We start from the raw sequence: 24,596 nt of genomic DNA on the forward strand, positions 1-24,596 counted from the left end.
CGCACGAAGGATCGAGGTCACGCGCTCACCTTGGCGTCTGTCGAAATCCGACAGACCCAGCAACGCGCGACTTCGATTCCGGTTGGCTCAGCTTGCCGCTACGGAACGCGAAAAACTTCTAGTTTCCTTGGGTTTGCTTCGGCCACGGACCGACCATCTCGACCACCTTGCCCGCGCCCTCGGCGCCGCCCAGCGGCTCGGTGAAGGCGCGCGAGTCGATGAATTGCAGGCCCATCTGGCCGTCGCCCTGCCAGACCATGCGGGTCAGGTGCACCATGCGGCGGGCCGGGTCGACCAGGTGCAGAAGATCGGGCGGAACGGCGAACTCCGGCGCGGCGATGCGCGCCCCGCCCTTGGCGATGTCGATCAGCCGGCAGCGCAGGGGCTCGCCGCCCACCACCAGGTAGGCCTTGCGAGAGGCGGGGTAGCGACGGTAGGCGCGCTTTTCCATTCCCAGGACTTCGATCTGGCTCATCGCGGCGATCCTAAACCCGACTCGGGCCAAACGACCGCGCAATCGTGCGCGAACCGTCGCCGCGGACCCTAGGGGGCGTCGCGAAGACGGGGCAAGGCGCGAGACCCTTCCGTCCCCAGGAAGGCGGCCCGGTGTTCAATCCTGACCCAGAATGGGCCGTTCCTGTCGCCTCAGGCCAGCTTGGAGTGCTTCCGCGAATAGCCGAAGTAGATCAGGCAGGCGGCCGCCACCCACACGCCGAACAGGGCGAAGGTGTCCCAGGGCAGGCCCAGGATCAGGTAGCCGCAGAAGGCCACGCTGGCGATCGGCAGCACCGGATACAGCGGAACCTTGTAGCCGCGCGGCAGGTCCGGCCGCGTGCGGCGCAGGACAATCACCCCGGCCGAGACGATGGCGAAGGCGATCAGCGTGCCCATGCTGGTCAGGTTCATCAGCACGTTCAGCGGCACGAAGGCGGCCAGGAAGGCGATGAAGGCCGCGACGATAGCGGTGTTCCAGGTGGGCACGCGGGTGCGCGGGTCGGTCTTCTGGAAGATCCGGGGCAGCAGGCCGTCGCGGCTCATGGCGAACAGGATCCGCGTCTGGCCGTACATGACGACCAGCGTGACGCTGAAGATCGAGATGATCGCGCCCAGGCACAGCACCAGCGAGGTCCAGCCCGCTCCGGTCAGATTGCGCAGGATCACCGCCAGCCCCGCCTCCTGGCCGGCGAAGGCCGTCCAGGGCTGGGCGCCGACGGCGGCCACGGCCACCAGGATGTAGACGCCGGTGACGATCAGCAGGCTCAGCACCACGCCCAGGGGCAGGTTGCGGCGGGGGTTCTTGACCTCGTCGCCCGCCGTCGAGACCGCGTCGATGCCGATGTACGAGAAGAAGATCGACGAGGTCGCCGCCCAGATCCCGGCCAGCCCCATCGGCGCGAACGGCTTGAAGTTGCCGGCCTGAAAGCCGCTGAAGGCGATGACGACGAAGAACAGCAGCACCAGCAGCTTGGCCACCACCAGGATGGCGTTGACCGTGGTCGACTCCTTGGCTCCGCGCAGCAGCAGCAGCATGCACGAGCCCACCAGCACCACGGCCGGCAGGTTGAACACCCCGCCCGCCCCCGGCGGCTTGGCCAGGGCGTCGGGCAGACGCCAGCCGAACAGGTCGACGAACAGCTCGTTCAGGTACTGCCCCCAACCCACGGCGATGGCCGAGGCCGAGACGGCGTACTCCAGCAGCAGGCAGGCCCCGACGATGAAGGCCACGAACTCGCCCAGCGTGGCGTAGGCGTAGGAGTAGGACGAGCCCGAGACCGGCAGGGTCGAGGCGAACTCGGCGTAGCACAGGGCCGTCAGCGCCGCGGTGATCCCGGCCAGCACGAACGAGACGATCACCGCCGGCCCCGCCGCCGGCACCGCGCCGGTCAGGGCCACGAAGATGCCGGTGCCGATGGTGGCGCCCACGCCCAGCATGGTCAGCTGAAACAGGCCGATCGAGCGCTCCAGGTCGTGCGGCAGCTCGTTGGGATTGTCGTCGCCCTCGGCCGCGATCGCCCCGACGGGCTTGCAGCGGAAGAGATCGGCGATGCGCGAGCCGGCCATGGGCGCTCCGGGAATTCCTCAGGGGCGGCGAAGGCTTAGGGCCGCGCCGTAAGCGGCGACCCCATAAAGCGGCGAAGCCTCCGGGGAAAGCGGATTCCACGTGCGGAACCCTTCCCGCGCGAACGCCCTTGCAGTGGGGGCATGAATGCCCATTCTAGGCGGCGTTAACCGTGCGGGGGCGCAATGACTTTGCAGAAGCGGATCTGGGACCTGCTGGTCCTGGCGATCTTCATCTTCGCCGCCGCCTTCGCCACAGCGCCCTGGTTCGCCTTCCGCGCCCTGAAGGCCGCGGCCCAGTACGAAGACGTTCAGGCGCTGGGCGAACTGGTCGACTTTCCGGTCGTGCGCCGCAGCCTGACCGGCCAGCTCGACGACGAAGCGCCCGCCGCCAAGCCCGAGGCGCCGTCGCTGTGGACCAACCCGATGGGCGTCTTCAAGCGCGCCATCGAACCGATCGCCCCGCCCGAGCCGAAGGTCGACCGCTATCTGACCGTCCAGGGGATGTCGGCCCTGACCCGCGGCTACGCCCCCGGCGCGGCCCCGCCGCCGGCCGCTCGTCCCGAGACGGTGCTGGGCCGGATGCAGGCCGTGGTGCGCGGCCCCTACCCGACCATCGCCTACTGGGACCCCAACCGCGTGCGCATCGCCGTGCGCCGCCCGGGCGACAAGACCAAGGCGACCATCTTCACCTTCCAGCGCCGCGAACTGTTCACCTGGAAGCTGGTGCACATCCGCCTGCCGGCCGACGAGCGGTAGGCGGCAAGACAACCTATACGATAATTATGCACAAATAACAATTTTAAGGCATTATCCCAGTCGCGAGTGCAGACGCGGAGGGGATGGTGGCGTCGAACAGTCTTTCCAGCATGGCGCCAGCGATGAGCGCCAAGGAGCTGCGGGCCCAGCAGAAGCATCTGAAGAAGGTTCTTCAGATGGTCATGGACTACATCAAGACCTTCTCCTGCAGCGCCATCCTCAGCACGTTCATCGTGCCGATCCTCAAGAACGAGGGCGTTCACTTCACCAGTTGGATCGTTCTAGCGATCTGCACCGGTGTGCTGATCTGGATTTTGGTGGACGCCGACTATGCTAAATAACAGCGCGATCGGACTTAACGTCTTCCTGGGCCTGCTGGTCTTGGTGCCCCTCCTACTGGCCTTCGTGGTCAAGGGCGAGATCGAGCGGATCGACCGCGCTTTGAATGAGCTCAAACCCGATCCAAACGGATCCAAACCACCGCCCACTCCCGCTCCCGCTCCCGCCGCAACTCAATCTCCGGCTCCGGCTCCGGCTCCGACTCCGACTCCGACTCCGACTCCGACTCCGACTGAAGGCGGGCAGGAAAATCAGCCCCCAGCAACCGAGGCGGCGGCACAGCCAGACCCGCCACCCTTGGAAGCCACGATCGAACCCGAACCACCCAAGGCGGGGACGAGCATCGCGACCATTGTGGCGATCCACATCTCAGGTTTTGTCATCCGAGGATTGCTGTCGGGCATGGTGCGCCGAAGCGGTAACCACGACGAGGTTTCCTGACCTCCCCGCTTCAGGCCACGTACGCGGCCTGGAACTGGTGCAGCAGCCTGGTGGCCGCGCCCTTCGAGGCCTCGGGGCCCGCATTGCAGGCCGCGATGATCGCCGCCCCGCGGCCCGGCGCGATCATCACCACCTCGTGCCACATGGTGTTGGACCCCTCGTGCACCAGGACCGGCCCGCGGCTCCACGGACGCGTCGGGATCACCAGCCAGCCCAGGGCGTAGATCGCATCGCCCTCCGGCGTGGTCAGGCGCTTGATGCTGTCGGCGCTGAGGATCGCGTTGTCCTTCAGGAACAGCCGCGCGAAACGGGCATGGTCGGCCAGGGTCATGTGCACCGTGCCGGCAGGACCCATGGCCGGCGGATTGTCGGACGGACCGGCCGGGTCGACCGGCGTCAGCCCGCCGCCCGGCGCCGGCAGGTGGCCCCAGGGAGCCGCCCCCTTCGGCGCCCCGAACCCAGCCGAGGTGATCCCCAGCGGCTTGAAGAGTTCGGCCTCGATCGCCTGTTCCCAGGAGGTCTTGGTGATCGCCTCGATCGCCGCGCCCACCAGCACGTAGTTGAGATTGGCGTACTCGTACTTGCCGGGCGCGCCGTTGGGCGGCGCCGACAGCAGCTCTGAGGCCAGTTCGGCCCGCTGGATGGCGACGGGCCGCTTGTCGGCATGAGCCCGCGGCAGCCAGCCGCCGGCCATCACCGGCTTGTCGCTGAGGCCCGACACGTGGCTCATCAGGCGCTCGATCGTGGTGTCTTTCCACGCCGGATCCAGCTTCACGCCGGGAAACAGCGAGGCCAGGCTCGCGCCCCACCTGGCCTTGCCGGCCTCGACCAGCCGGGCGTAAAGCGCCGCCGTCATGGCCTTGGTGTTGGAGCCGATGTGCCAGGGATCCGAGCGCTCGACCAGGTCGGTCGAGCCCGCGCGGCGCACCCCGCCCACGGCCTGCAGGATCATCCTGTCGGCGTCGCTGACCAGTCCGGCCAGGCCGGGCGCGCCCGTCTCGGCCAGGATCGCCGCCGGATCGACCGGCCCCGAAGGCTGGTCCGAGACCTGGCGGGCCAGCGCCATCGACGGCGCGCTCCCGGCGACGGCGGCGAGCGTGAGCAGGCGACGACGATGCAGCATGGAAACGACCCTCACTGGCGATGGAGCGTCACTTCAACCGCAAGCTCGGGCCGGCCGCAACTTAAAGTTATGTAAATAAGCACCTAGCCGCGCTCCTCGCAAAAGCGGATGCGGTTGCCGAACGGGTCGTGCACCTGCAGCACATCGCCCCATGGCTGCGCCTCGACGCCCGGCCGGCCATAGCCGTAGTTCTTGCCGATCAGTTCGGCCTGGTAGGCGCGCACGCCCGTCATCGGCACATAGATGGTCGAGCCCGGCGCGGCGTCGCCGTGATGCTCGGACAGGTGCAGGACGAGCCCGGCCCGCTCGATCCCCATGTACAGCGGCATGCCTGGCTCGAATCGGTGCTCGAACCGGACCGCAAAACCCAGGAAGCCAAGGTAGAATTCCCGCGCCTTGGCCTCGTCGAAGCTGCGCAGGATCGGGACGGCGCGAAGGAACTGGACGGGATCGCTCATGACCGCATCCTGACGCCCTTCTGGCCGCTTCCGCAACGCTGTCACCGAACCGTCAATCGCGACTGCTAGGCACCGGCCATCGCCTTGGGGGGCCTGGCCATGAAATCATCAGCTTTCGCCGTTTCGCTGCTGGCTCTGGCGCTCGCCGCGCCCGCCGTCGCCGCGCCGGCGGTCTATCGCACGCCCGATACGGCGCTCCCCACGACGGTGACCCTGGGCGGCGAGACCTTCGTCAATCACGGCTTGGTCGGCGCGGGGCGGCTGGCGGCCGCCACCACCGATTTCCAGGGCGACACCCTGGGCTCGTTCTCGGGCATGGCGATCACCGAATGGACGCGCGCCGCCGACGGCGCCTATGCCGGCAAGGTGCTGACCCTGCCCGATCGCGGCCCCAACGGCGTCGGCACGGTGGCCGGCACCACGCCCTATGACAACCGGGTCCATGCCTTCGACCTGACCTTCCGGCCGCTCGGCACCGGCGCCCCGGCGCGGGCCGAGCAACTGACCCTGACCCCGACCGGCGGCTTCCTGCTGAAGGACGACAAGGGCCACGCCTTCACCGGCATGGATCCGGGCGATGGCGTGGTGTTCTGCGGTCACGCCGCCTGCCCCAGCGCCCTGACCGGCCCGGGAGGCTTCCGCATCAGCCTCGACGGCGAGGCCCTGGCCCGCCTGCCGGACGGAAGCTTCTACGTCGGCGACGAGTACGCGGCCAACATCTACCGGTTCGACGCCGCCGGGGCCCTGAAGGGCGTGATCGCCCCGGTCGCGGCGGTCACCCCGCGCAAGGACGGCCGTCCGGCCTTCTCCAGCGAGATCAAGCCTTCGCTCGGCCGGCGGCCGAACCAGGGCCTGGAGGGCGTGGCCGTCTCGCCCGACGGCAAGCGCCTGTTCGCGCTGCTGCAGAGCGCGGCCCTGCAGGATTCCGGCGAGGGCGACGCCGCCCGCGCCGTGACCCGCCTCTTCGTCTACGACATCGACAAGGACCCGGCCCCCGCCGCCCCGATCGCCGAGTACGCGCTGGAGCTGCCGGTCCTGAGAACCAAGGGCGACGGCGGCGAGCCCGACAAGGTGGCCGCCCAGTCCGAGCTCCTGGCCCTGTCGGACCACCAGTTCCTGGTGCTGGCCCGCGATGGCGCGGGCCTGGGCTCGGGCTCGGCCAAGCCGACCGTCTACCGCTCGGTGCTGCTGGTCGACACGGCGGGCGCCACCAACCTGGCCGGCCAGTCCAGCGACGCCGAGGGCGCGGCGATCGCGCCCGGCGGCGTGCTGGCCCAGGGCGTGATCCCGGCCCGCCAGGCCCAGCTGATCAACCTGGTCGATCCGGCCGGCCTGGCGCGGGTCGGCCTGAACCTCGACAACGCCGCCCCCAACGCCGCCACCCTGCCCGAAAAGCTCGAATCCCTGGCCCTCGTCCCGGCCCTCGACCCCGCCGCGCCGGACGACGTCTTCCTGCTGGTCGGCAGCGACAACGACTTCCAGACCGCCCGGGGCAAGGTCGGCGACCTGGCCTTCGACGCCGCGCCAAGAACGCCCGAGGGCGCGCCCGCCGCCGACAACGACAGCCTGGTGCTGGTCTATCGCCTGACCCTGCCCACAGCCCTGGCCGCCCAGCGCCGCTTTTGACCCCGGCGCGGGGGCGATGCTATCCAGCGACCCGCGTTTTCCGCCGAGGCTCCAGTCCATGATCCCTCCTTCGCCGTTCCGGGCGCGTTCGGCATGATCGCCCTGACGCTGGAGGTGCTGGCGCGCGCCCTGCCCTTCTTCCTTCTGGTCGGCGCGGGCGTGACCCTGGCGCGGCTGCGGCTGCTGGACGGCCGCATGGCCCAGGGCCTGTCGGCCTATGTCTACTGGATCGGCTTTCCGGCCCTGCTGGTGCACTCCCTGTCGCGCATGGGCCGGCCGGACCACGACCTGACGCTGGGCCTGGCCGCCTACGCCGCCTGCCTGGCGGCGATCATGGCCCTGATGGCGGGCGTGGGCCTGGTCCTGCGCTGGAACCGGGGCGAGCGGGCCGGCGCGGCCATGGCCGCCGGCGTCGGCAACAGCGCCTTCCTGGGCCTGCCCGTCGCCGCCGCGGTGTTCGGGCCCGAGGTCGCCCGCGTCGGCGCGGGGATGGTGGCCATCGACTTCGTGCTGGCGACGGCTCTCGGCGTCGCCCTGCTGGGATGGGCCGGCGGCCGTTCGGTCTGGCGCTCGACGATGCAGGCCTTCCGCAATCCCATCGTCGCCGCGGCCCTGTTCGGCACGGCCCTGGCCCTGCTCGGCCTGCAATTGCCCGGCGTGCTCGACCGCGCGGTCGGCGCGGCCGCCGCCTCGGGCAGCCCGGTGGCGCTGGTGGCCCTGGGCGTCGTCCTGGGCCTGCCCGCCGAGGCCGACGCCGCCCCGCCGCGCTGGAGCCCGGTCGCGCTCGCCGCCGTCGCCAAGCTGCTGGTCCTGCCGGTCCTGGTCTGGTTCGTGGTCGGGCTGACGCCCGCGCCGGCGACCTTCCACCTGGCCGCCACCCTGCTGGCCGCGACCCCGACGGCGGTCAACGTCTTCATCCAGACCCGCGCCTACGGCGTCTTCGCCCGCGGCGGCGCCCGCACCGTGGCCCTGACCACCGCCATCGCCTGCGTCACGCTGTCGGCCGTGGCGGTGTGGCTCAAGACCTAGGCCTGCTTCTTCCTGCCCAGCCGCGCGAACCACGGCTGGGTCGGATAGGCGATGGAGCCGACGACGCTGAGCGCGATGGTCGTGCCCTTGCCGGACGCGCTCTCGATGGCCAGTTGGGCGCCCATCTTGCCGGCCCGCTCGTGCATGCCGATCAGGCCGTAGTGACCCTCGCGGCTGGCCCAGGCCATGCGGTTGGCGCCGATGCCCACCCCGTCGTCGCGGATGGTCACCTGCAGCTGGCGCACGCCGTACGCAACCTTGACCAGCACCTGGCCGGCCTTGGCGTGGCGTGCGGCGTTGAACAGGGCCTCGCCGGCGATGCGAACGATCTCTTCCTGCACCAGGGCCTGCACCGAGCGGGGCGTCCCCTCGGTCACCAGTTCGACCTTCACGCCGGTCTCGAAGGGCTGCTCGGCCATCAGTTCGCGCAGCACGATGTCCAGCCGCCGCACCTCGGTCCCGCGCAGGTCGCGCACGCGGTCGCGGCCCTCGACCAGCATCTGGTCGGCGCGGTCCAGCGCCTGGTTGATGACGTCCTTGGCCGGCAGGTCGTCGGGGATCTGGTAGGCCACCGACTGGAACCGCATGATCAGGCCCTGCACGCTCTGCAGCAGGGTGTCGTGCAGTTCGCGGGCGATGCGCTCGCGCTCGGCGGCCCGCTGCTCCAGCCGGTCCTTGATCTGGGCCGAGACCCGCCGCAGCCGCAGCGCGTAGACGCCCCACAGCGCCAGCGCCACGGCCAGCACGCCGGCGGCGCGGAACCACCAGGTCTCCACCAGGGTCGGCGGGATCTCGACGGTCAGGGTCGCGCCCTGCTCGTTCCAGACCCCGTCGCTGTTGGCCGCCTTGACGCGGAACTGGAAGGTCCCCGGATGCAGGTCGTCATAGATGACCTCGCGCCGGTCGCCGGCGTCGACCCAGTCGCTGTCGACGCCTTCCAGCCGATAGCGGAACCGCACGCGGTCGGGGGCCGGAAAGCTGAGGGCGGTGTAGTGGATGCGCAGGCCGCGCGTGCCGGCCGGCAGGCGCAGCGCGCTTGGATCGCGGAAGCGCTGGTCGCCCACGCTGACCGAGCGGATGGCCACGGGCGGCGGCAGGGTGTTGACGGTCAGGCGGGCGGGATCGACCACCACCACGTTGCGCCGGGTGAGGATCCAGATGCGGCCGTCGCCGCCGGCGGCGATCTGCTGCCCGGGCGACTTCTGCACGAAGCTGTTGAGGCCGTCGCGGAAGTCGAAGACCCGCCGCGCCAGCGGCGCGCCCGGCGCGTCCAGCGCGCGGTCGAGGTCGGCCGAGCGCATGCGCACCACGCCCGCGTCGCCGATCGTCCAGGTGTCGCCGGCCGGCGTCTGGACCAGGCCGTTGACCGAGGCCAGCCACGGATAGCGCTCGGCGTCCAGGCTGGCCACCGCGCCGCCGCGCAGCCGCGCGAAGCCCTGGCCGCCGCTGAGATACAGCGCCTCGCGCCCCGGCAGCAGCCCCTCGATCTCGCCGATCGGGAAGCGCGCCTTGTGGATCGGCTCGAACGGCGGGCGGACGATCCGCGAAGGCGCATTGCGGAACAGGATCGCGGCCCGGCCGTCGGGCTGCAGCGCCGCGTTCGAGGCGATGCCGGAACCCGACGAGCCGCCCTGCCAGCGGTTCCACGCTCCGCCCTCCCGCCAGTAGAGCCCCTTGTCCAGCGCGGCCATCCACAGGCGGCCGTCCTCGTCCTCGGCGCAGCCGTAGGCGCTGGCCTCGGCCGGCTTGGGATAGGTCTCGACCTTGCCGCCGCGCACGCGCAGCACGGTGTCGCGCAGGGTGACCCAGACCGCGTCGCCCGCCCCCGCGCACAGCGAGCCGGCCGACCAGTCGGTCCGCAGCACCGGCTTGGGCGCGCGGCCCGGCGCGATGGCGTAGAGCGTGTGGGCGTCGGCGATCCACACCGCGCCGTCGGGCGTGGAGGTCATCCGGTAGCCGCGCGCGGAGTTGGGCGGAATGGCCTGCTCGACCGTCACGGCGGCGGGCCGCAGCATGTCCAGGCCCAGCTCCGTGCCGAACCAGATGTTGCCCTCGCGGTCCTCGAACACGGCGTGGGTCTGGTCCGAGGTCAGGCCGTGCACGGCCTTGTAGGACTGGATGCGCAGGGCGTCGGCCTGCTTGGCCGCGACCCCGGGCGCCGAGATGTGGACCACCCCGTCGGTCCAGGTCGCGCCCCACAGGTCGCCCTTGCGGTCGAACAGGATGCGCGAGGCGCCCACCTCGTCGCGGCGCGGATAGGCCCTAGTCAGCGACGAGGCCGCCGGGGCCTCGCCACGCAGCAGGCGCGTGCTGGTGGAATCCGACAGCCACAGGCGCCCCAGCGCATCCTCGGCCAGGCTGGCGCGGCGCGCGACCTTGGCTCCGGTCGGCGAAAAGCGGGTCTCGCCCGGCGCGCGGCGCAGCACCGTGTCGGTCAGCACCAGCCACTGCACGCCCTGCCGGTCGAAGAAGACCTGCCAGATCTCCTGCTCGGGCAGGCCGGCCTCGGGGCCGAACTCCCGCCAGCGGCCGTCATGCCAGCGGGCCAGGGTGGCGCGCTTGCGGCCGCCCCGGGCGACCCAGATCCCGCCCTCGCGGTCCTCGGCCAGGCTGGTGACCTCGCGCGAGGGATCGGGCATGCGGGCGTCGATCAGCCGCCCGTCGCGATAGACCGCCACGCCGCCGCTGCGGCCAAGGCCCACCCACAGCGCGCCCGAGCGCGCGCCCAGCACCTGCGAGACGTTCAGACGCCCCGGCTTTGGCCCCTCGCGGCGGATCGGCTCGAAGGCCACCCCGTCGAAGCGGAACAGACCATCGACGCTGCCGATCCAGAGGTAGCCGTCCTTGGACTGGCCGATGGTGTTGACCCGGCTGGGCGCGCCGCCCTCGATCGACCAACTGACGCGCTTGTACTCGCCCAGGGGCTCGAGGGCGGGCGCGGCCCAGGCGGCCGTTCCCGCCAGGGCCAGGGCGAGCGCTGCGCCCGCCAGTCCGTTCCGGAGCCCCCCAGCCCGCTTCAAAGGTCGATGATGCCGCGCTTGGCGGCCACGGTCACCGCGTGGGTCCGATCGTTGACGTAGAGCTTGGCGAAGATGCTCTTGATGTTCGACTTGATGGTGTCTTCCGACAGGTTCAGTTCGCGGGCGATGTGCTTGTTGGAATTGCCGTTGGCGATCAGCTGCAGGACGGTGATCTCGCGGGCGTTCAGCGACTCGTCGATGGCGTGGATGGCGATGCGCTCGGCCACCTCGGCCTGCAGGTGGCGGCGGCCGGCGTGAACGCCGCGGATGGCGTCCAGCAAGTCGCGGCGCAGGCTGCTCTTCAGCAGATAGCCCGCCGCCCCGGCGCGCAGGGCGTGCAGGGCCTGGGCGTCGCCGGTGAAGGTGGTCAGCACGATGATCCGCGCCTCGGGATGCGAGCGGCGGATGGTCTCGATGGCCACCACGCCGTTGCCCGGCATCTGCAGGTCCATCAGCGTGATGTCGGGACGCAGCCGCTCCCAGCCGGCGATCGCCTCGTCGCCGGTGGCCGCCTCGCCGACCACCACCATGTCGGGCTGGGTCTCGAGCACGGCGATCACCCCCTCGCGCAGCATGGGATGGTCGTCGGCGATCAGGACGCGGATACGGTCGTCGCCGGCCTCGGTGCTGGCGGAGTGCTGGTTCATTCGGCGACGTCCAGGGACTGGTCCTTGCGCATGGGACTCGTACAGTTGGCCTGTTGCGCGAACCGCGACCATACACGAAAGCGGCGCACCACTACCCTTTCGGGGCTTGACCCGAAAGGGCCGCCCGCCCGTTGGCCAACGCCCAGTCGATGGCGAAGTCGGCGACGTCCTCCCAGCCCGGCTCGTTGCACATCCAGTGCGAGCGGCCCGAGAAGCACTGCAGGTCGGTGCGCGAGGCCGCGCGGCGCTGATGGCGGGCCGCGGCCGCGACCACGGCGGGCGGCGCCATGCGGTCCTCGTCGCCGGCGATCAGCAGCAGCGGCGGGCGCCGCCGGGCCGCACGGGCGGCGCCGCCCCCCGGCCCCAGCAAGGCCTGCCGGACCACCCGCGCGGGGGCCGGAACCACATGCTCGCCATAGGCCGTCCCGCGCTCGTCCTGCGTCAGGGTCTGGGCGAACAGGGCCGCGAAGTCGTCGGGCGAAAGGGGCATGGCGCCGCTCCAGCGCGCCAGCAGCCGGCGCAGCGCCCAGGCCGCGCGCGGCCGGGCCAGCAGGCCCAGCGGCGGCGTCGAGGCGATGGCCACGCCGCAGGCGCCGCAGCCGCCGTCGAGCAGGCGTTGCACGATCAGGCCGCCCAGGCCATGGCCGATCAGGATCGGCGGCTCGACCATGGCCACCGCCTGGGCGGCGTAGGCCTGGACCACCGCCTCCAGGGTCAGCCGGCCCAGCGCCCGCGGCGGCAGGCGGCGCAGGTCCTCGGCCGGCGCGTCGAGCAGCGGCCAGGCCGGCGCGACCACCTTCAGGCCCCGGGCCTCGTAGCGGGCCTTGAAGCGGTCCCAGGCGCGCGGCGTCAGCCAGGCGCCGTGGATAAGCATGACGGCGGCGGTCACTCGTCTCTCCAATCAGCCGACGGCGGCCGCCGGCCAGTCGACTTCATTGGCGACGGCTTCGGGCGTTCCCCCGCGCAGGCGTCGCCAGACGCTGGGCGACACGCCCTCGAAGCGACGGAACATCCGGCAGAAATGGGCCTGGTCCGACAGGCCGCAGGCCAGGGCGATGGCGGCCAGGGATTCGCCGCCCTCCAGCATCATGGTCTTGGAGCGGGCGATGCGGCGGCGGTTCACATAGGCCTTGGGCGCGTCGCCGAAGCTGATGCGGAAGGCGCGCGAGAAGTGGCTGGGGCTGAGGCGGGCGGCGGCGGCCATCTCGGCGCTCGAGATGCGGCCCGTAAGGCGGGCCTCCACCAGGGCCTTGATCCGCAGGACCTGCCAGGGCGCCAGCCCCCCGCGCTGCATGGCCGGTGCTGCGGCGAAGGCCTTGGCCTGCTGTCCGGCGGCGGCGTCGATCTGCGGCAGCAGGCGCACGGCCACGGCGATGCAGCGCTCGGCGTCGGCGGGGTCGGTCGCCAGGGCGTGACGGGCCTGCATCAGCAGCAGGCGGATCTGGTCCCTGGCGGGCTCCGTGGCGAGGTCTAGGGCCGGTTCGGGAACGCGGGTCGACACGGTCTGGACTTGCATCGTCGCTCTCTTCGGCTGGTCTCGAACGCGCCGACGGCAGGCGGCGCACCAGCAAACTCAACCAAAGGAGGGGCTCTAACCATTCCCGCCCGGGTGAACCTCCGCCACCCAGGCGGGTGAAGCCCACGCCCCGAATGGGAGCGCTATCCGCGCTGTTTGCGGGCCTCGGCCGAGAACAGCGACAGGAACGCCAGCACCGCCGAGAGCGAGAACGCCCACTGCCCGCCGAAGCCGAACGCCAGCGCGCCAAGGCCGCAGCCGGCCGCGAACAGGCCCACGGCGACCGACAGCTTCCTGATCCGCGCGACCGAGGCGTCCCGATCGGGCCCGCGTCGCACCAGCTCGGCCACGTCGAGCATGATCTGGGTGGTCGAGCCGGTCATCAGGGTGGTCGGCGGGGCGTTGGGGATGTGCACCCGGTGGGCGGCGTTCTGGATGGCCATGGCGCAGACGAACAGCACCGCCACCAGGATCAGCTGCCAGCTGTCGCCCTTGGCGAACGGCGACAGGACGACGGCCGCGATCGAGCCGGCGACCAGCAGCACGGTCTTCACCGCCAGCATGATCCGCAAGGTCGGCAGGTTGGCGGCCGCCAGCTTGAAGGTGACGAGCCGGCTGACCAGCACCGCCAGACAGAACACCGGCAGCACCAGAAGCTTGGCCACCGCCCCTTCCGCGCCGTGGATCATGGCCGCGCCGAAGGTGACGAAGTTGCCGGTGACGTGGGCGACGAACACGCCCTGCAGGGCCAGGAAGCCGACCGTGTCGAGATACCCGCCGTTGAAGCTCATCAGTTGGGAAAGGCTCGGGAATCGCATGGTCACCATCCGTACTTGAGCTCGACGCCGAGATAGTCGCTGTCGTCCCGGCCCGAGGCGCGCAGAGCGCTTCCGGCTTCGTAGTGGACGGCCTCGATGGTCCCGGTCAGGCTCGGGTTGAAAGCGTAGTCGGCCCGCAGGTGGGCGTAGGCCCCGGTCCAGCGTCCGCCGCGCCCGGCCGTGCCGGACAGGGGGATGAAGGGCTGGGCGTAGATCGCGTCGGTCGTCTCGCGCCGCCACTGGCCCGCCAGGGCGGCGGTCACCGAAAGACCCTTGGCGGGCGTCACGGTCACCGACGGCTTGACGTGCACGAGGTTGGCGTAGCCGGTGTAGGCCGCGCGGGTGAAATAGGCGGCGTTGGGATAGAGCGGGTCGAAGGTCCCCACCCGCCCGTCGCCGGCCTTGTCGTCGCCGCTGGCCGTATCGACCTGGAAACCCAGGCGCGGCTTCCAGGCGAGGCTCTTCAGCCTCCAGCCGATCCGGCCGCCGGCCGCCCAGGCGCGCGCGTCGCTGGTCCCCACCTCGCCGCGCTGGACCATGGCCTCCAGGTCCCAGTCCAGCGCCCCGGCCGCGCCGAGATAGCGCAGGTCGTAGGCCTGGCGGTCCTCTTCGCCGACCGCGTCGACATAGCGGGCGGTCGAGCGGGCGAACCTGGCGGCATAGGCCGAGACCGCGCCGCCGGGCGCCTTGCGCTCGACCCGGATCAGGTCGAGCCGCACGTTGCCGCTGGACGTGTCGTCGAAGGCTTCGCCGTCGTGATACTGCACCGGCTGGCTCACGAAGCCGGCCAACTTCCATTCGCCCCGCGACCAGTCGGCCCAGACCGCGTCGAACGACTGACGCACGCCGGGGCCGTCGCGGGCCGACAGGAACCGCTGCTGGTCGATCGGGAAGTCCTGGCGACCGACGCGCACATTGGCCTTGCCGCCCCAAACCTGCGTCTCGTAGCCGACGAAGGCCAGGCGCAGGTCCAGGCGGTTCTGGTCGGCCGGGCCGATGTCGCGGCGATCGAAGGCGCGCACGTCCTCGATCTGCACGAAGCCCTGCCAGCCGCCCTTGCGCGCGTCGGCATGAACCTGAAGGCGCTGCGACAGGCTGGTGTCGGAAGGCTCGACGCCGAAGCTGGCCGCGTCGCCCGTCTCGATGCGCTCGCGCAGGGTGAGGCCGAGCGAAAGCGACGTATCCGGCCGCTCCTCCTGCCAGCGGTTGACCTTGATCACTGGACGCTCGGCCGCGAAAGCCGGTGCGGCCGCGACGAGAACGAGCGCCGCGGCCGCCAGCGTCCTCATGACCGCTCTCGCGGTTGCAGGTCGTGCCAGGCGACCAGCAGGAAGCCGCCGATCAGGCCCAGGTGCTCGAAGAAGCTGTTGGTCGCGCCGAAGCGCTCGGGCGGGACCATCTCCCAGAAGCGGTTGGCCATGAAGGTGGCCCCCAGGGTGAGGGCCGCCAGGGCCAGCGCCCCCAGCCAGCGCAGCCGGCCGGAGAGGATCATCAGCGAGGCGAGGATCTCCAGCACGATCACGAGAACAGCGAAGAGCGCGGCGGGCGACAGGCCGAAATGGGTCATCTCGGCCAGCGCGCCCTGGAAGTCGAACGCCTTGGTCAGGCCGCCCTGGATATAGGCGGCGCAAAGGCCCAGAAGCGCGACCCAGCGCACCGCCGGCGCGAGGAAAGCCCCGCGCAGACGTTGGACGGGCGTGCTCATCAGACCGCCCAGCACGCGCAGCCAAGCGCGCCCCAGAACGACTTGAGATCGGCGATCGGCAAGCTCTTGGTCCAGGCCGTGGCGTGGTCGTGGCCGTGGACGCCGCAGCTGCTGGCGCAGCCGCACGAGGCGGCCGCCTGGCGACGCAGGGCCTTGTCGGTCTCGGGCTCGGCCCAGGCGGCGTAGCCGCCGAAGGTGCGCACCGGCGACCAGTCGGGCATGGCCGGCGGCACCTCGTTCTCGTCGAGCTTGGAAAAGTCGCCGGCGCCGTAGACGATCTTGCCGCCGACCATGGTCAGGTCCGAGGTCATGTCGGCGATCTCGTCTTCCGGCACGCCGAAGAAGTCGCGGTCGGGCACGATCAGGTCGGCCAGTTGGCCTTCCACGATCCGGCCCTTCTTGCCCTCCTCGTTGGAGAACCAGGTGACGTTCTCGGTCCACATGCGAAGCGCGCTCTCGCGATCAAGGCAGTTGCGCTGCGAATAGAGGCGCGTACCGCCGACGGTCTTGCCGGTGATCATCCATGCCAGCGAGACCCAGGGATTGTACGAAGCCACGCGCGTCGCATCCGTGCCGGCCGAGACCTTCAGGCCCTTCTCCAGCATCTTGGCGATCGGCGGCGTAGCCTCGGCGGCAGCCGGGCCGTAGCGCTCGAGGAAGTACTCGCCCTGATAGGCCATGCGGTGCTGCACGGCGACGCCCCCGCCGAGCGCGGCGATGCGGTCGATCGACTTCTCCGAGATCGTCTCGGCATGGTCGAAGAACCAGTTCAGGCCCTCCAGCGGGACGTCCTTGTTGACCTTCTCGAAGACGTCCAGCGCCCGGTCGATGGTCTCGTCATAGGTGGCGTGCATCCGCCAGGGCCAGCGGTTCTGGGCCAGAATCGTCACGACCTCCTCCAGCTCGCCTTCCATCTGCGGCGGCATGTCGGGGCGCGGCTGGCGGAAGTCCTCGAAGTCGGCGGCCGAGAACACCAGCATCTCGCCGGCGCCGTTGTGGCGGAAGTAGTCGTCGCCCTGCTTGTACTTCGACGTCTTCGTCCAGTTCAGGAAGTCGTCCTTCTCGCCCTTGGGCTTCTGGGTGAAGAGGTTGTAGGCCAGACGGATGGTCAGCTGGTTCTCGTCGGCCAGCTTCTGGATCACCTCGTAGTCGTCCGGATAGTTCTGGAAGCCGCCGCCGGCGTCGATCGCCCCGGTCACGCCCAGCCGGTTCAGTTCGCGCATGAAATGGCGGGTCGAGTTGACCTGGTAGTCGAAGGGCAGCTTGGGGCCCTTGGCCAGGGTGGCGTAGAGGATCTGGGCGTTCGGCTTGGCCAGCAGCAGGCCCGTCGGATTGCCCTGGCTGTCGCGGATGATCTGGCCGCCGGGCGGTTCGGGGGTGTCGCGGTCGTAGCCGATCACCCGCAGGGCCGCCTGGTTCAGCAGGGCGCGGTCATAGAGGTGCAGGATGAACACCGGGGTGTCGGGAGCCACGGCGTTCAGTTCCTCGATGGTCGGCAGGCGCTTTTCGACGAACTGGTGCTCGGTGAAGCCGCCGACCACGCGCACCCACTGCGGCGGCGGGGTGATGGCCACCTGGCGCTTGAGCATGTTCATGGCGTCGGCCAGCGAGCGCACGCCGTCCCAGCGCAGCTCCATGTTGAAGTTCAGGCCGCCGCGGATGATGTGCAGGTGGTTGTCGATCAGGCCCGGCAGCGCCCGGCGGCCCTTCAGGTCGATGACCTTGGTGTTGGGGCCGGCCAGGGCCATGACCTCGGTCTCGGTCCCGACGGCGGAAAAGCGCCCCTCGGTCACGGCCACGGCTTCGGCGTTCGGATTGCTGCGGTCCAGGGTGGTGAAGCGGCCGTTGCGCAGGATCAGGTCGGGCGAGGTCATGGGCGAAACTCCGGGGGAAACTCTTCAGGGACGGGTCTTCAGGCCTTGGGCGCGGCGGGCGGCTCGCCTTGCGCCAGCTCGGCCGGCTTCTGGCCGCAGGGCAGCGGGCCGAACATGTGCGGCTTGACCTGGTGGTTCAGCCACGAGACGGCGGCCGGCTTGCGGGCCATCCAGCCCTTGACCAGCGGCGGGATCTGCTCGCCGACCAGGATGCCGAACAGGCCGACGAGGGCCACCACCGGCGGCGCGGGCGAGCGCACCTGCAGCAGGCCGTAGAACACGCCGACCGCCAGGCCGGCGGCGAGCGACAGGATGTAGATCTTCATCATCGGACGCCTTGCTGAGGCGCGTCGCGCCGGCCCGGGGTCGAGCCGGCGCGGGCGGGCCTGTTAGCCTTCGTGGGCGTTGAACATCGACTTGGCGTAGATGATGCCCAGGCCGTAGCCGCCGCCGTGCACCTTCGCGATGCCGGTGGTCATGTCGTAGGTCTCGGTGCGGGCCCAGTCGCGCTGCATCTCCAGCAGGTACTGCAGCGCGGTGATCGGACGGGCGCCGGCCTGGATCATGCGCTCGACGGCGCGTTCGTGGGCCTCGGCCGAGACGTCGCCGCAGGCGTCGGTGATCACGTAGACCTCATAGCCCTGGGCCAGGGCCGACAGCGCCGGGCCGACGATGCAGACGCTGGTCCACAGGCCGGCCAGCACGATGCGGTCCTTGCCGATCTTGTTGATCTCCTCGATCACCGGGGCGTCTTCCCAGGTGTTCATCGAGGTGCGGTCCAGCAGGGTCTTGCCCGGGAACGGGGCGGTGACCTCGGCGAACATCGGGCCCGAGAAGCTCTTTTCGGCGACCGTGGTCAGGATGGTCGAGACGCCGAAACCGGCGGCGGCGCTGGCCACCAGGCCGGCGTTGTTGCGCAGGGTGATCGCGTCGATCGAGTGGGTCGCGAACGCCATCTGCGACTGGAAATCGATCATGATCAGGGTGTGGTCGGTCGGCGTCAGCAGCTGCGGGCCGGGGGTCGGGGTGGCCTTGATCGGCATCGACTTTGTCCTTGGATGCGGATTGGAAGAAGTCCGGGGAATGTGTCCCCGCCGACACGAACGGTCTTGTTCAGTCGCCCCGCGATTTGGCCAAGTGGGCCATCGGGGCGTCCGCGAGGATCGTCGTGAATTCAAAGCGTAACCGCGCTAGACTACCTCCATGGGTTGAAAACCAGGGAGGGCGTCATGGCTCACGTCTATGCCGGGCTCGGCCACGACGGGCGGAAGATCTTTCTCTACGCGGCCGACCGCAAGACCAAGGTCCGCCAGGTGTTGTGGGGCGACTGGCTCAGCCTCGACGGCGAGGAGCCGGACGGCTGGCTGCGCATCAAGTGGTCGCCCAACACCAATCCTCAGACCCTCTACGTGCCCAAGGCCGACACTACGCCGACGCGGCCGCTGGAGATCGTGTTCCTCGACGTCGGCCAGGGCGACGGCGCGGTGCTGATCACCCCCGAGACCGGCGAGAAGGAGGGCGTGATCGTCGTCGACGCCGGCGAGGGCGACAACATGGAGCGGTTCCTGAACGGTCGCTTCAAGGCCTATCGCGGCTTTTCGTTCGACTCCGCGGTGATCACCCACCCCGACAGCGACCACTACCTGGGCTTCGGGGCAATCTTCGCCAACCCCAAGATCGGCTTCAAGCGGATCTGGCAGAACGGCCTGGTCGAACGGGCGGTGTCGGGCACCTGGGCCAAGCTGGGGGCCTTCGTGAAGGACCCGGCCAGCAAGCTCACCTACCAGACCGAGCTGGCGCAGACCGAGGCCGATGTCCGCGCCCAGCTGCCCGACCGCAAGGCCAACGCCCGGTACGGCTTTCCCGGCGTGATGCAGGCCGCGCTGGACAATCCCAAGGTCGGCGAGATCGGCATGCTGTCGACCGAGCACGGCCAGATCGAGGACGGCCGCAGCTACATGCCCGGCTACGCGCCCTCCGACGGTCGCGGCTACGCCATCGAGGTGCTGGGTCCGGCGGTCGAGCGCGACGCGGACGGCAAGGCGCGCCTGCGCCGCATCGGCGGCTCCTATGGCGAGACCAAGAACGGCCACTCGATCCTGCTGCGCCTGACCTACGGCCGGTTCAGCGTGTTCTTCGGCGGCGACCTCAACGAGCCGGCCGAGCGCTATCTGCTGACCCGTTACGCCGGGCTTTCGGCCTTCCCCGCCGCCGGCGGAACCGAATACCGGATGATGGTCGGCAAGGTCGCCCAGCGCTTCCGGTCCGACATCATGAAGGTCTGCCACCACGGCTCGGAAAAGGTCACCGACGCCTTCCTCGAGGCGGTCAATCCGGCCTGCTTCATCATCTCGTCCGGCGACGAGGAGGGCCACGTCCACCCGCGCCCCGACCTCCTGGGCCGGCTGGGCCGCGCCGGCCGCGGCGCCTCGCCGGTGCTGCTGTCGACCGAGCTGCAGCGTTCGACGCGCGAGAAGACGGACCAGGCGCTGATCGAGAAGGTGGGCAAGGCCGTCGCCCAGCTGGCCGCGGCCCCCTCTCCCGCCCTGGCCGAGACCATCAAGGCCGACCTCGCCAAGCTGTCCAAGACCAACGTCGACGTCTACGGGGCCATCTACCTGAAGACCGACGGCCAGCGCCTGATCACCGCCTTCAAGATCGAGGCGAGCAGCCCCACCGACCTTTGGTTCTATTACGAGTACGTCTTCACGCCCGGCGGCGAGCTGGTGCTGGTGACCTGAGGCGCGCCCCCACGCAGCCCCAGGCCACCCCGACGCCCGATCAGTACCGGGCGCGGACGTTGAACAGCACCCGGCGCGGTTCGCCCCAGTAGCCGCCGTTGAAGTAGCCGACGTTGCGATAGTACTTCTCGTCGAACAGGTTGGTGACATTGACGCCGACGCTGACCTTGGGCGTGAAGGCGTAACGCACCAGGGCGTCGGCCAGGAGATAGCCGTCCTGGCTCACCCGCCGCGAGGCCAGCACCGGCGCCCCCGTCGAGGTGAAGGCGCCGCTGGGGGCGTTGATGTTCTGATAGACCTGCGTCTGCCAGCTGATCCCGCCGCCCAGCGTCCACTTGCCCAGCTTGTAGGTCGAGTTCAGCTTGACCATGTGCAGCGGATTGACGGTGAAGACCCGCACGCCCGCCGCGTTCTCGTTGTGGGTGTAGGTGTAGCCGCCCGTGACGCTCCAGTTCGGGGTGATCGAGCCGGAGACCTCGATCTCGCCGCCGCGGGTCTCGACGCCCTTCACCGCGCGATAGGCCGACGAGCCGTCCGGCAGCGAGTTGGCCGGCACGGTCGGGTCCAGCTCGGCGACGTTGTCCTGCTGCATGTAGAAGCCGTTGACCGAGGCGTAGAGCCGCTTGTCGAAGAACTCGGCCTTCACGCCGGCCTCGTAGTTGCCGCCGACCTTGGGATCCAGCTGCTTGAAGTCGGCGTCGAACAGGTTCTGCGGCTGGAAGACGTCGGCATAGCTGAAGAAGGCCGTCAGGTTGGTCGACAGGTCGTAGAGCACGCCGACATAGGGCGAGACGCGGTCCTGCGAGTAGCGGCCGGTCGTCGTGGTGCGGGCGCCGGTGGTGGTGCTGTAGTTCTCGGTGCGGGTGCTCCAGTCGCTGACGCGGGCGCCGGCGATCACCTTCAGGCGGTCGGTCGGGTTCAGGCGAACGGCGGCGTAGAGACCCGCCTCGCTGGTCGAGACGATGCTGCGCGGCCTGCCGGTGTCGTAGGTCACCGGCCGGCCGATCTCGCCGTCCCAGGTGTAGATGCTCGGGAAGGCCGTCAGGCTGTAGGGACGGCTGGTGATGCCGGCGTTGATGGTGGCCAGGTCGCGCTCGAAGAAGTTGGCGCCCATGACCAGTTCATGCTGGCGGCCGAACATCTGGAACGGGCCCGAGGCGTAGGCGTCGACCGACTCCTCGCGCGTCTCGCTGACCGAATAGGTGTCGGAGATGGTCAGGCCAAGACCCGTGGTCTTGTCGGCGAAACCGCCGCTGTTGGAGCCGGCCAGCAGCAGGCTCTCGGTGTCGGTGGCGCGGTTGTTGTAGGCGAGGCGCCCCACCCAGCCGGCGCCGAACTCGTGCTCGAGCACGGCGAACAGGTTGCGGCTGTCGCGCTCCCAGCGGTTCCACTTGGCCGCGGCGCTGTAGGAACGCGGCATTTCCGCCACCGAGCCGTCGCGGAAGAAGATCGGCGCGGCGCTCCAGGCCCCGCCCTTGGAGTCGGTGCGCAGATAGTCGGCGCCGACGCGCAGACGGGTCCTGTCGGTCAGGTCGGCCTCGACCACGCCGTACAGGCTGGGCGAGGTATCGTGCTGGAACCGCACGTACGACTCGCGGTCGGTATAGGCGCCGACAAGCCGGCCGCGCACCTTGCCGCTCTTCAGCAACGGCCCCGACAGGTCGAGCTCGCCGCGCCGATAGTCCCACGAGCCGGCCGACAGGCTGGTGCTGGCGCGGAAGTCCTCGGTCGGCCGCTTGCGCACCATGTTGATCGTCGCCGACGGGTCGCCCGCGCCGGTGACCAGGCCCGTGGCGCCGCGCACCACCTCGATGCGCTCGTAGATCGAGGTGTCGCTCAGAACCGAATTGCCGCCGGTGCCGGTGGTGTACTGGGTCGGCACGCCGTCGAACTGGAAGTTGGTGATCGCAAAGCCGCGCGCGTTGAACAGCACGCGGTTGGAATCGTACTGCTGGACGTTGACGCCCGGGGTCTGGGCGAAGACCTCGGCCACCGTGATCAGGTTGAAGTCCTCGATCCGCTGGCGGGTGAAGACGGTCAGCGACTGGGGCGTCTCGCGCAAGGTCAGCGGCAGCTTGGTGGCCGTGTTGGTGCCCTTGATCTGGTAGCCCTCGGTGCGGCCGGTCACCAGCACGGCGTCGACGGCGGTCTCGTCCTGGACGGCCTGGTCCTCGGCGTGGGCGGTTCCGGCCAGCGAAAGGACGGCGACGCCGGCGAGCAGGGCGGCGCGGCGGGCGGGACGGTGGATAGCGGACAAGGCGGGTCTTCCTTCGAGTTCGAATGATGCGGAGAGCGCCGGCGCACGGCCGGCGGAAAGACGGGATCAGGGCTTGGCGCGCGGCCACCAGGTCTGGACCAGCAGCACGGGAGCGGCCGCCGCGGTCAGCAGGCCCAGCCAGCCGATCGCGCCCCAGGCCAGGCCCCAGGCGGCCAGCGAGGCGGCCAGGCCGAGCGCGAGGCCCAGCCAGCCCGCGGTCTTGAGGACCCGGCGCCGTTGCCTGGTCAGAGGTCCGCCGACCAGGGCCGCGTGATGGCGGGGCATGGCCAGCGACAGGGCCAGGAAACCGGCCAGGCAAAGCAGGAAGGCCAGCAGGGTCACGCCTCGGCCTCCGCCGGCTCGCGGACGACGGCGGGCTGGACCGGCGGCGGCGCGACGGCCTTCGCCTTCCTCGCCTTGGGGGCGCCCGGCTTATGGCGGACGACGCCCAGCGCCATCGCCGCGAAGGCGCCGCCCAGGGCCAGCAGCACCAGGTCCATGACCGCCATGGCCATGTCGCCGGCCAGCAGGCTGGCGAGGACCCCGCGCTGGGTGACCAGGAGGTTGAACACCGGCAGCCCCGCCAGCAGCGCCGCGGTCAGCGACAGCTGCTCGATCCAGCCCTTACGCGGCGGCCGGACGAAACCGTGCAGCAGCAGTCCGCCCCAGGCGATGAACATCGCATGCACTTCCCAGTCGGCGCGCCCGGTCAGGGTCGTCGGCAGCAGGCGGTTGGCCCACAGGAAGACGGCCATGGCCGCGGGCAGGCCGGCGATCGTGCCGACGTTCAGGCGCTCGACCAGCCGGAAGCCGAAGTGCGGCCGGGCCGGGTCGGCCAGCTTCTGGCGGCGCTTGGCGATCCACAGGACCAGACCCGTGGCCACCATCGCCGTACCAGCCAGGCCCGACAGGAAGAACAGCCAGCGCAGGGTCATCGGCGCGAAGCGTCCGGCGTGCAGGCCGATCATGCCGCCCCTGGCGATCATCCCGCTCGACGTCGGCTCGACCTGCGAGCGGATCTTGCCGGTCACCCCGTCGAAGACGATCTCCCACCGGCCGTCGACCAGGGTGTCGCTGGCCCGGCGGGTGAGCGTGATCCTCGCTGCCGCGTCGTTGGGGGCGTCGATGCGGATCAGGCCCGCATGACCGCCGTCCCAGGCCCGCTCGGCGGACGCCAGCACCGTGCCGATGTCGACCATGGGCGCGGCCTCGCCCGAGGGCTTCACCGGCTTGGCCCGGGTGATGCTCTGGGCGTAGTACGCCGTCTTGCTGGGATAGTTGGCCGCCACGCCCCAGGGCACGTACAGCACCATCAGGGTGACCAGCCCGGTGTAGGTGATCATGGCGTGGAACGGCAGGGCCAGCACCGCCAGGGCGTTATGGCCGTCCAGCCAGCTGCGCTGGCCCTTGCCGGGACGGAAGGTGAAGAAGTCGGCGAAGATCTTCTTGTGGGTGATCACGCCGCTGACGATCGCCACCAGCATGAACATGGCGCAGAAGCCCGCCACCCAGCGCCCCCAGATCACCGGCACATAGCGCAGGTCGAAGTGCAGCCGGTAGAAGACGTCGCCGCCCTCGGTGTCGCGCGGCTGGGCGACCTGGCCGTCAGGACCGATGGTCACGGCGTTGGGATCCACGCCCCGCCGCGGGGCCGGCCGGCCCTTCTCGCGGAAGGTGGCCGTCGCGCCGCTGGCGCGCTCGTCGGGCAGGCTGATCGACCAACTGGCCGCCTTGGGGGCGGTGGCCTGCAGGTGCGCGACCGCGCCCCGCGCGACCGTCTCGACGTCGCGCGTGGCCCCGATCTCGGGCCGCGACCAGCGGGTGATCTCCTCGCGCCAGTAGCTGACCGCGCCGTTGAGGAAGATCAGATAGAGGATCCAGCCGACCAGCAGCCCGGTCCAGGTGTGCAGGCCCGCCTGCGACTGGCGAAAGCCCTGGGACTTGGGTCCAGCGCCCTTCATGCCGCCCACGCCGCGCCCAGGCCGGCGACGACGCCGACGGCCAGCGTCACCAGGCCGGCGCGCAGGGCGCTGCGGGCCGCGAAGGTCCAGACCACCAGGGCCGCATAGATCCCGAACGACAGGATGGTCGACCACAGGGTGCGGTCCAGCGCCTCTCCCGGCAGCACACGGGCCAGCAGCATGGTGCAGGCGGCCATCGCCGCGTAGCCGCCGAACATGGCGAT

23 protein-coding genes are annotated in these 24,596 nt (G+C 70.4%); 5 read left to right on the forward strand and 18 right to left on the reverse strand.

Annotated features, from left to right (window positions below; translation table 11 throughout):
- Positions 1–118: 118 nt before the first annotated feature.
- Together G5B46_RS04895 and G5B46_RS04900 are read right to left on the reverse strand one after the other, a co-directional pair.
- A complete protein-coding gene (locus G5B46_RS04895) occupies positions 119–475 on the reverse strand; it encodes a PilZ domain-containing protein (RefSeq protein ID WP_165256677.1) in 357 nt (118 codons plus the stop codon).
- Between the two features lie 170 nt (positions 476–645).
- The gene (locus G5B46_RS04900; RefSeq protein WP_165256679.1) at positions 646–2,061 is read right to left on the reverse strand and encodes an amino acid permease; all 1,416 of its coding nucleotides are present in this window, start codon (positions 2,059–2,061) and stop codon (positions 646–648) included.
- A gap of 183 nt (positions 2,062–2,244) precedes the next feature.
- Here G5B46_RS04900 and G5B46_RS04905 point away from each other — a divergent pair, with 183 nt between their 5' ends.
- Positions 2,245–2,817, forward strand: a complete 573-nt coding sequence (locus tag G5B46_RS04905) for a DUF2939 domain-containing protein (RefSeq protein ID WP_165256681.1) — start codon at positions 2,245–2,247, stop codon at positions 2,815–2,817.
- A gap of 86 nt (positions 2,818–2,903) precedes the next feature.
- Positions 2,904–3,158 carry a hypothetical protein gene (locus tag G5B46_RS04910; protein WP_165256683.1) on the forward strand — a complete coding sequence of 85 codons (255 nt, stop codon included), beginning with the start codon at positions 2,904–2,906 and terminating at the stop codon, positions 3,156–3,158.
- Positions 3,159–3,607: 449 nt separating this feature from the next.
- On the opposite strand, the gene G5B46_RS04915 is transcribed toward G5B46_RS04910, so the two are convergent.
- Positions 3,608–4,720, reverse strand: coding sequence for a serine hydrolase domain-containing protein (locus G5B46_RS04915; RefSeq protein ID WP_165256685.1), 1,113 nt, complete (start codon positions 4,718–4,720; stop codon positions 3,608–3,610).
- Between the two features lie 83 nt (positions 4,721–4,803).
- Positions 4,804–5,178, reverse strand: coding sequence for a glyoxalase superfamily protein (locus G5B46_RS04920; RefSeq protein WP_165256687.1), 375 nt, complete (start codon positions 5,176–5,178; stop codon positions 4,804–4,806).
- A gap of 99 nt (positions 5,179–5,277) precedes the next feature.
- On the opposite strand from G5B46_RS04920, the gene G5B46_RS04925 reads away from it, so the two are divergent.
- Entirely contained in the window at positions 5,278–6,804 is a 1,527-nt protein-coding gene (locus tag G5B46_RS04925) for an esterase-like activity of phytase family protein (RefSeq protein WP_165256689.1), read from the forward strand.
- A gap of 93 nt (positions 6,805–6,897) precedes the next feature.
- Positions 6,898–7,833, forward strand: a complete 936-nt coding sequence (locus G5B46_RS04930) for an AEC family transporter (RefSeq protein WP_165256691.1) — start codon at positions 6,898–6,900, stop codon at positions 7,831–7,833.
- On the opposite strand, the gene G5B46_RS04935 is transcribed toward G5B46_RS04930, so the two are convergent.
- The 10 genes from G5B46_RS04935 to G5B46_RS04980 all read right to left on the reverse strand — a co-directional run bounded on the left by G5B46_RS04935 (position 7,830) and on the right by G5B46_RS04980 (position 18,456).
- Positions 7,830–10,853, reverse strand: a complete 3,024-nt coding sequence (locus tag G5B46_RS04935) for a sensor histidine kinase (protein ID WP_165256693.1) — start codon at positions 10,851–10,853, stop codon at positions 7,830–7,832. The two genes, G5B46_RS04930 and G5B46_RS04935, sit on opposite strands and share 4 nt — an antisense overlap.
- Positions 10,850–11,500, reverse strand: coding sequence for a response regulator transcription factor (locus tag G5B46_RS04940; protein ID WP_165256695.1), 651 nt, complete (start codon positions 11,498–11,500; stop codon positions 10,850–10,852). Before G5B46_RS04940 ends, G5B46_RS04935 begins: the two co-directional genes overlap by 4 nt.
- Positions 11,501–11,591: 91 nt before the next feature.
- The gene (locus G5B46_RS04945; RefSeq protein WP_165256697.1) at positions 11,592–12,389 is read right to left on the reverse strand and encodes an alpha/beta fold hydrolase; all 798 of its coding nucleotides are present in this window, start codon (positions 12,387–12,389) and stop codon (positions 11,592–11,594) included.
- Between the two features lie 12 nt (positions 12,390–12,401).
- Positions 12,402–13,016 (reverse strand): AraC family transcriptional regulator, encoded by a 615-nt coding sequence (locus G5B46_RS04950; RefSeq protein WP_240903349.1) that lies wholly within the window; start codon positions 13,014–13,016, stop codon positions 12,402–12,404.
- A gap of 143 nt (positions 13,017–13,159) precedes the next feature.
- Positions 13,160–13,834 carry a YoaK family protein gene (locus G5B46_RS04955; RefSeq protein WP_165256699.1) on the reverse strand — a complete coding sequence of 225 codons (675 nt, stop codon included), beginning with the start codon at positions 13,832–13,834 and terminating at the stop codon, positions 13,160–13,162.
- A 2-nt stretch (positions 13,835–13,836) separates the two neighbouring features.
- The gene (locus tag G5B46_RS04960; protein ID WP_165256701.1) at positions 13,837–15,123 is read right to left on the reverse strand and encodes an alginate export family protein; all 1,287 of its coding nucleotides are present in this window, start codon (positions 15,121–15,123) and stop codon (positions 13,837–13,839) included.
- Positions 15,120–15,539, reverse strand: coding sequence for a DoxX family protein (locus G5B46_RS04965; RefSeq protein ID WP_165256703.1), 420 nt, complete (start codon positions 15,537–15,539; stop codon positions 15,120–15,122). The genes G5B46_RS04960 and G5B46_RS04965 overlap by 4 nt, the downstream gene beginning before the upstream one ends.
- On the reverse strand, positions 15,539–17,413 hold the full coding sequence (locus G5B46_RS04970) for an amidohydrolase (RefSeq protein WP_165256705.1): 1,875 nt from the start codon (positions 17,411–17,413) through the stop codon (positions 15,539–15,541). The genes G5B46_RS04965 and G5B46_RS04970 overlap by 1 nt, the downstream gene beginning before the upstream one ends.
- A gap of 38 nt (positions 17,414–17,451) precedes the next feature.
- Positions 17,452–17,739, reverse strand: a complete 288-nt coding sequence (locus G5B46_RS04975; protein ID WP_165256707.1) for a XapX domain-containing protein — start codon at positions 17,737–17,739, stop codon at positions 17,452–17,454.
- A 63-nt stretch (positions 17,740–17,802) separates the two neighbouring features.
- Complete coding sequence (locus G5B46_RS04980; protein ID WP_165256709.1) at positions 17,803–18,456, reverse strand: hydrolase; 654 nt, start codon at positions 18,454–18,456, stop codon at positions 17,803–17,805.
- Between the two features lie 186 nt (positions 18,457–18,642).
- Between G5B46_RS04980 and G5B46_RS04985 the strand changes: the two genes are divergently transcribed.
- Complete coding sequence (locus tag G5B46_RS04985; RefSeq protein WP_165256711.1) at positions 18,643–20,154, forward strand: hypothetical protein; 1,512 nt, start codon at positions 18,643–18,645, stop codon at positions 20,152–20,154.
- Between the two features lie 40 nt (positions 20,155–20,194).
- Here the strand turns inward: G5B46_RS04985 and G5B46_RS04990 are convergent, their stop codons facing one another.
- From G5B46_RS04990 to G5B46_RS05005, 4 genes are all read right to left on the reverse strand, one after another.
- A complete protein-coding gene (locus tag G5B46_RS04990; RefSeq protein WP_165256713.1) occupies positions 20,195–22,411 on the reverse strand; it encodes a TonB-dependent siderophore receptor in 2,217 nt (738 codons plus the stop codon).
- A 66-nt stretch (positions 22,412–22,477) separates the two neighbouring features.
- The gene (locus G5B46_RS04995) at positions 22,478–22,753 is read right to left on the reverse strand and encodes a DUF3325 domain-containing protein (protein WP_165256715.1); all 276 of its coding nucleotides are present in this window, start codon (positions 22,751–22,753) and stop codon (positions 22,478–22,480) included.
- The gene (locus G5B46_RS05000) at positions 22,750–24,372 is read right to left on the reverse strand and encodes a PepSY-associated TM helix domain-containing protein (protein WP_165256717.1); all 1,623 of its coding nucleotides are present in this window, start codon (positions 24,370–24,372) and stop codon (positions 22,750–22,752) included. Before G5B46_RS05000 ends, G5B46_RS04995 begins: the two co-directional genes overlap by 4 nt.
- Complete coding sequence (locus G5B46_RS05005) at positions 24,369–24,590, reverse strand: hypothetical protein (protein ID WP_205691497.1); 222 nt, start codon at positions 24,588–24,590, stop codon at positions 24,369–24,371. Before G5B46_RS05005 ends, G5B46_RS05000 begins: the two co-directional genes overlap by 4 nt.
- Positions 24,591–24,596: the final 6 nt, after the last annotated feature.

The organism is Caulobacter sp. 602-2 (assembly GCF_011043625.1).
Classification (GTDB): domain Bacteria; phylum Pseudomonadota; class Alphaproteobacteria; order Caulobacterales; family Caulobacteraceae; genus Caulobacter.

Bases quoted from the DNA above. Each gene is read 5' to 3' on its own strand.
- G5B46_RS04960 (WP_165256701.1), bottom strand. From the start codon at position 15,123: ATGAGGACGCTGGCGGCCGCGGCGCTCGTTCTCGTCGCGGCCGCACCG.
- G5B46_RS04975 (WP_165256707.1), bottom strand. From the start codon at position 17,739: ATGAAGATCTACATCCTGTCGCTCGCCGCCGGCCTGGCGGTCGGCGTG.
- G5B46_RS04980 (WP_165256709.1), bottom strand. From the start codon at position 18,456: ATGCCGATCAAGGCCACCCCGACCCCCGGCCCGCAGCTGCTGACGCCG.
- G5B46_RS05000 (WP_165256717.1), bottom strand. From the start codon at position 24,372: ATGAAGGGCGCTGGACCCAAGTCCCAGGGCTTTCGCCAGTCGCAGGCG.
- G5B46_RS04940 (WP_165256695.1), bottom strand. From the start codon at position 11,500: ATGAACCAGCACTCCGCCAGCACCGAGGCCGGCGACGACCGTATCCGC.
- G5B46_RS04970 (WP_165256705.1), bottom strand. From the start codon at position 17,413: ATGACCTCGCCCGACCTGATCCTGCGCAACGGCCGCTTCACCACCCTG.
- G5B46_RS04985 (WP_165256711.1), top strand. From the start codon at position 18,643: ATGGCTCACGTCTATGCCGGGCTCGGCCACGACGGGCGGAAGATCTTT.
- G5B46_RS04920 (WP_165256687.1), bottom strand. From the start codon at position 5,178: ATGAGCGATCCCGTCCAGTTCCTTCGCGCCGTCCCGATCCTGCGCAGC.
- G5B46_RS04900 (WP_165256679.1), bottom strand. From the start codon at position 2,061: ATGGCCGGCTCGCGCATCGCCGATCTCTTCCGCTGCAAGCCCGTCGGG.
- G5B46_RS04895 (WP_165256677.1), bottom strand. From the start codon at position 475: ATGAGCCAGATCGAAGTCCTGGGAATGGAAAAGCGCGCCTACCGTCGC.
- G5B46_RS04905 (WP_165256681.1), top strand. From the start codon at position 2,245: ATGACTTTGCAGAAGCGGATCTGGGACCTGCTGGTCCTGGCGATCTTC.
- G5B46_RS04915 (WP_165256685.1), bottom strand. From the start codon at position 4,720: ATGCTGCATCGTCGTCGCCTGCTCACGCTCGCCGCCGTCGCCGGGAGC.
- G5B46_RS05005 (WP_205691497.1), bottom strand. From the start codon at position 24,590: ATGTTCGGCGGCTACGCGGCGATGGCCGCCTGCACCATGCTGCTGGCC.
- G5B46_RS04930 (WP_165256691.1), top strand. From the start codon at position 6,898: ATGATCGCCCTGACGCTGGAGGTGCTGGCGCGCGCCCTGCCCTTCTTC.
- G5B46_RS04950 (WP_240903349.1), bottom strand. From the start codon at position 13,016: ATGCAAGTCCAGACCGTGTCGACCCGCGTTCCCGAACCGGCCCTAGAC.
- G5B46_RS04965 (WP_165256703.1), bottom strand. From the start codon at position 15,539: ATGAGCACGCCCGTCCAACGTCTGCGCGGGGCTTTCCTCGCGCCGGCG.
- G5B46_RS04955 (WP_165256699.1), bottom strand. From the start codon at position 13,834: ATGCGATTCCCGAGCCTTTCCCAACTGATGAGCTTCAACGGCGGGTAT.
- G5B46_RS04925 (WP_165256689.1), top strand. From the start codon at position 5,278: ATGAAATCATCAGCTTTCGCCGTTTCGCTGCTGGCTCTGGCGCTCGCC.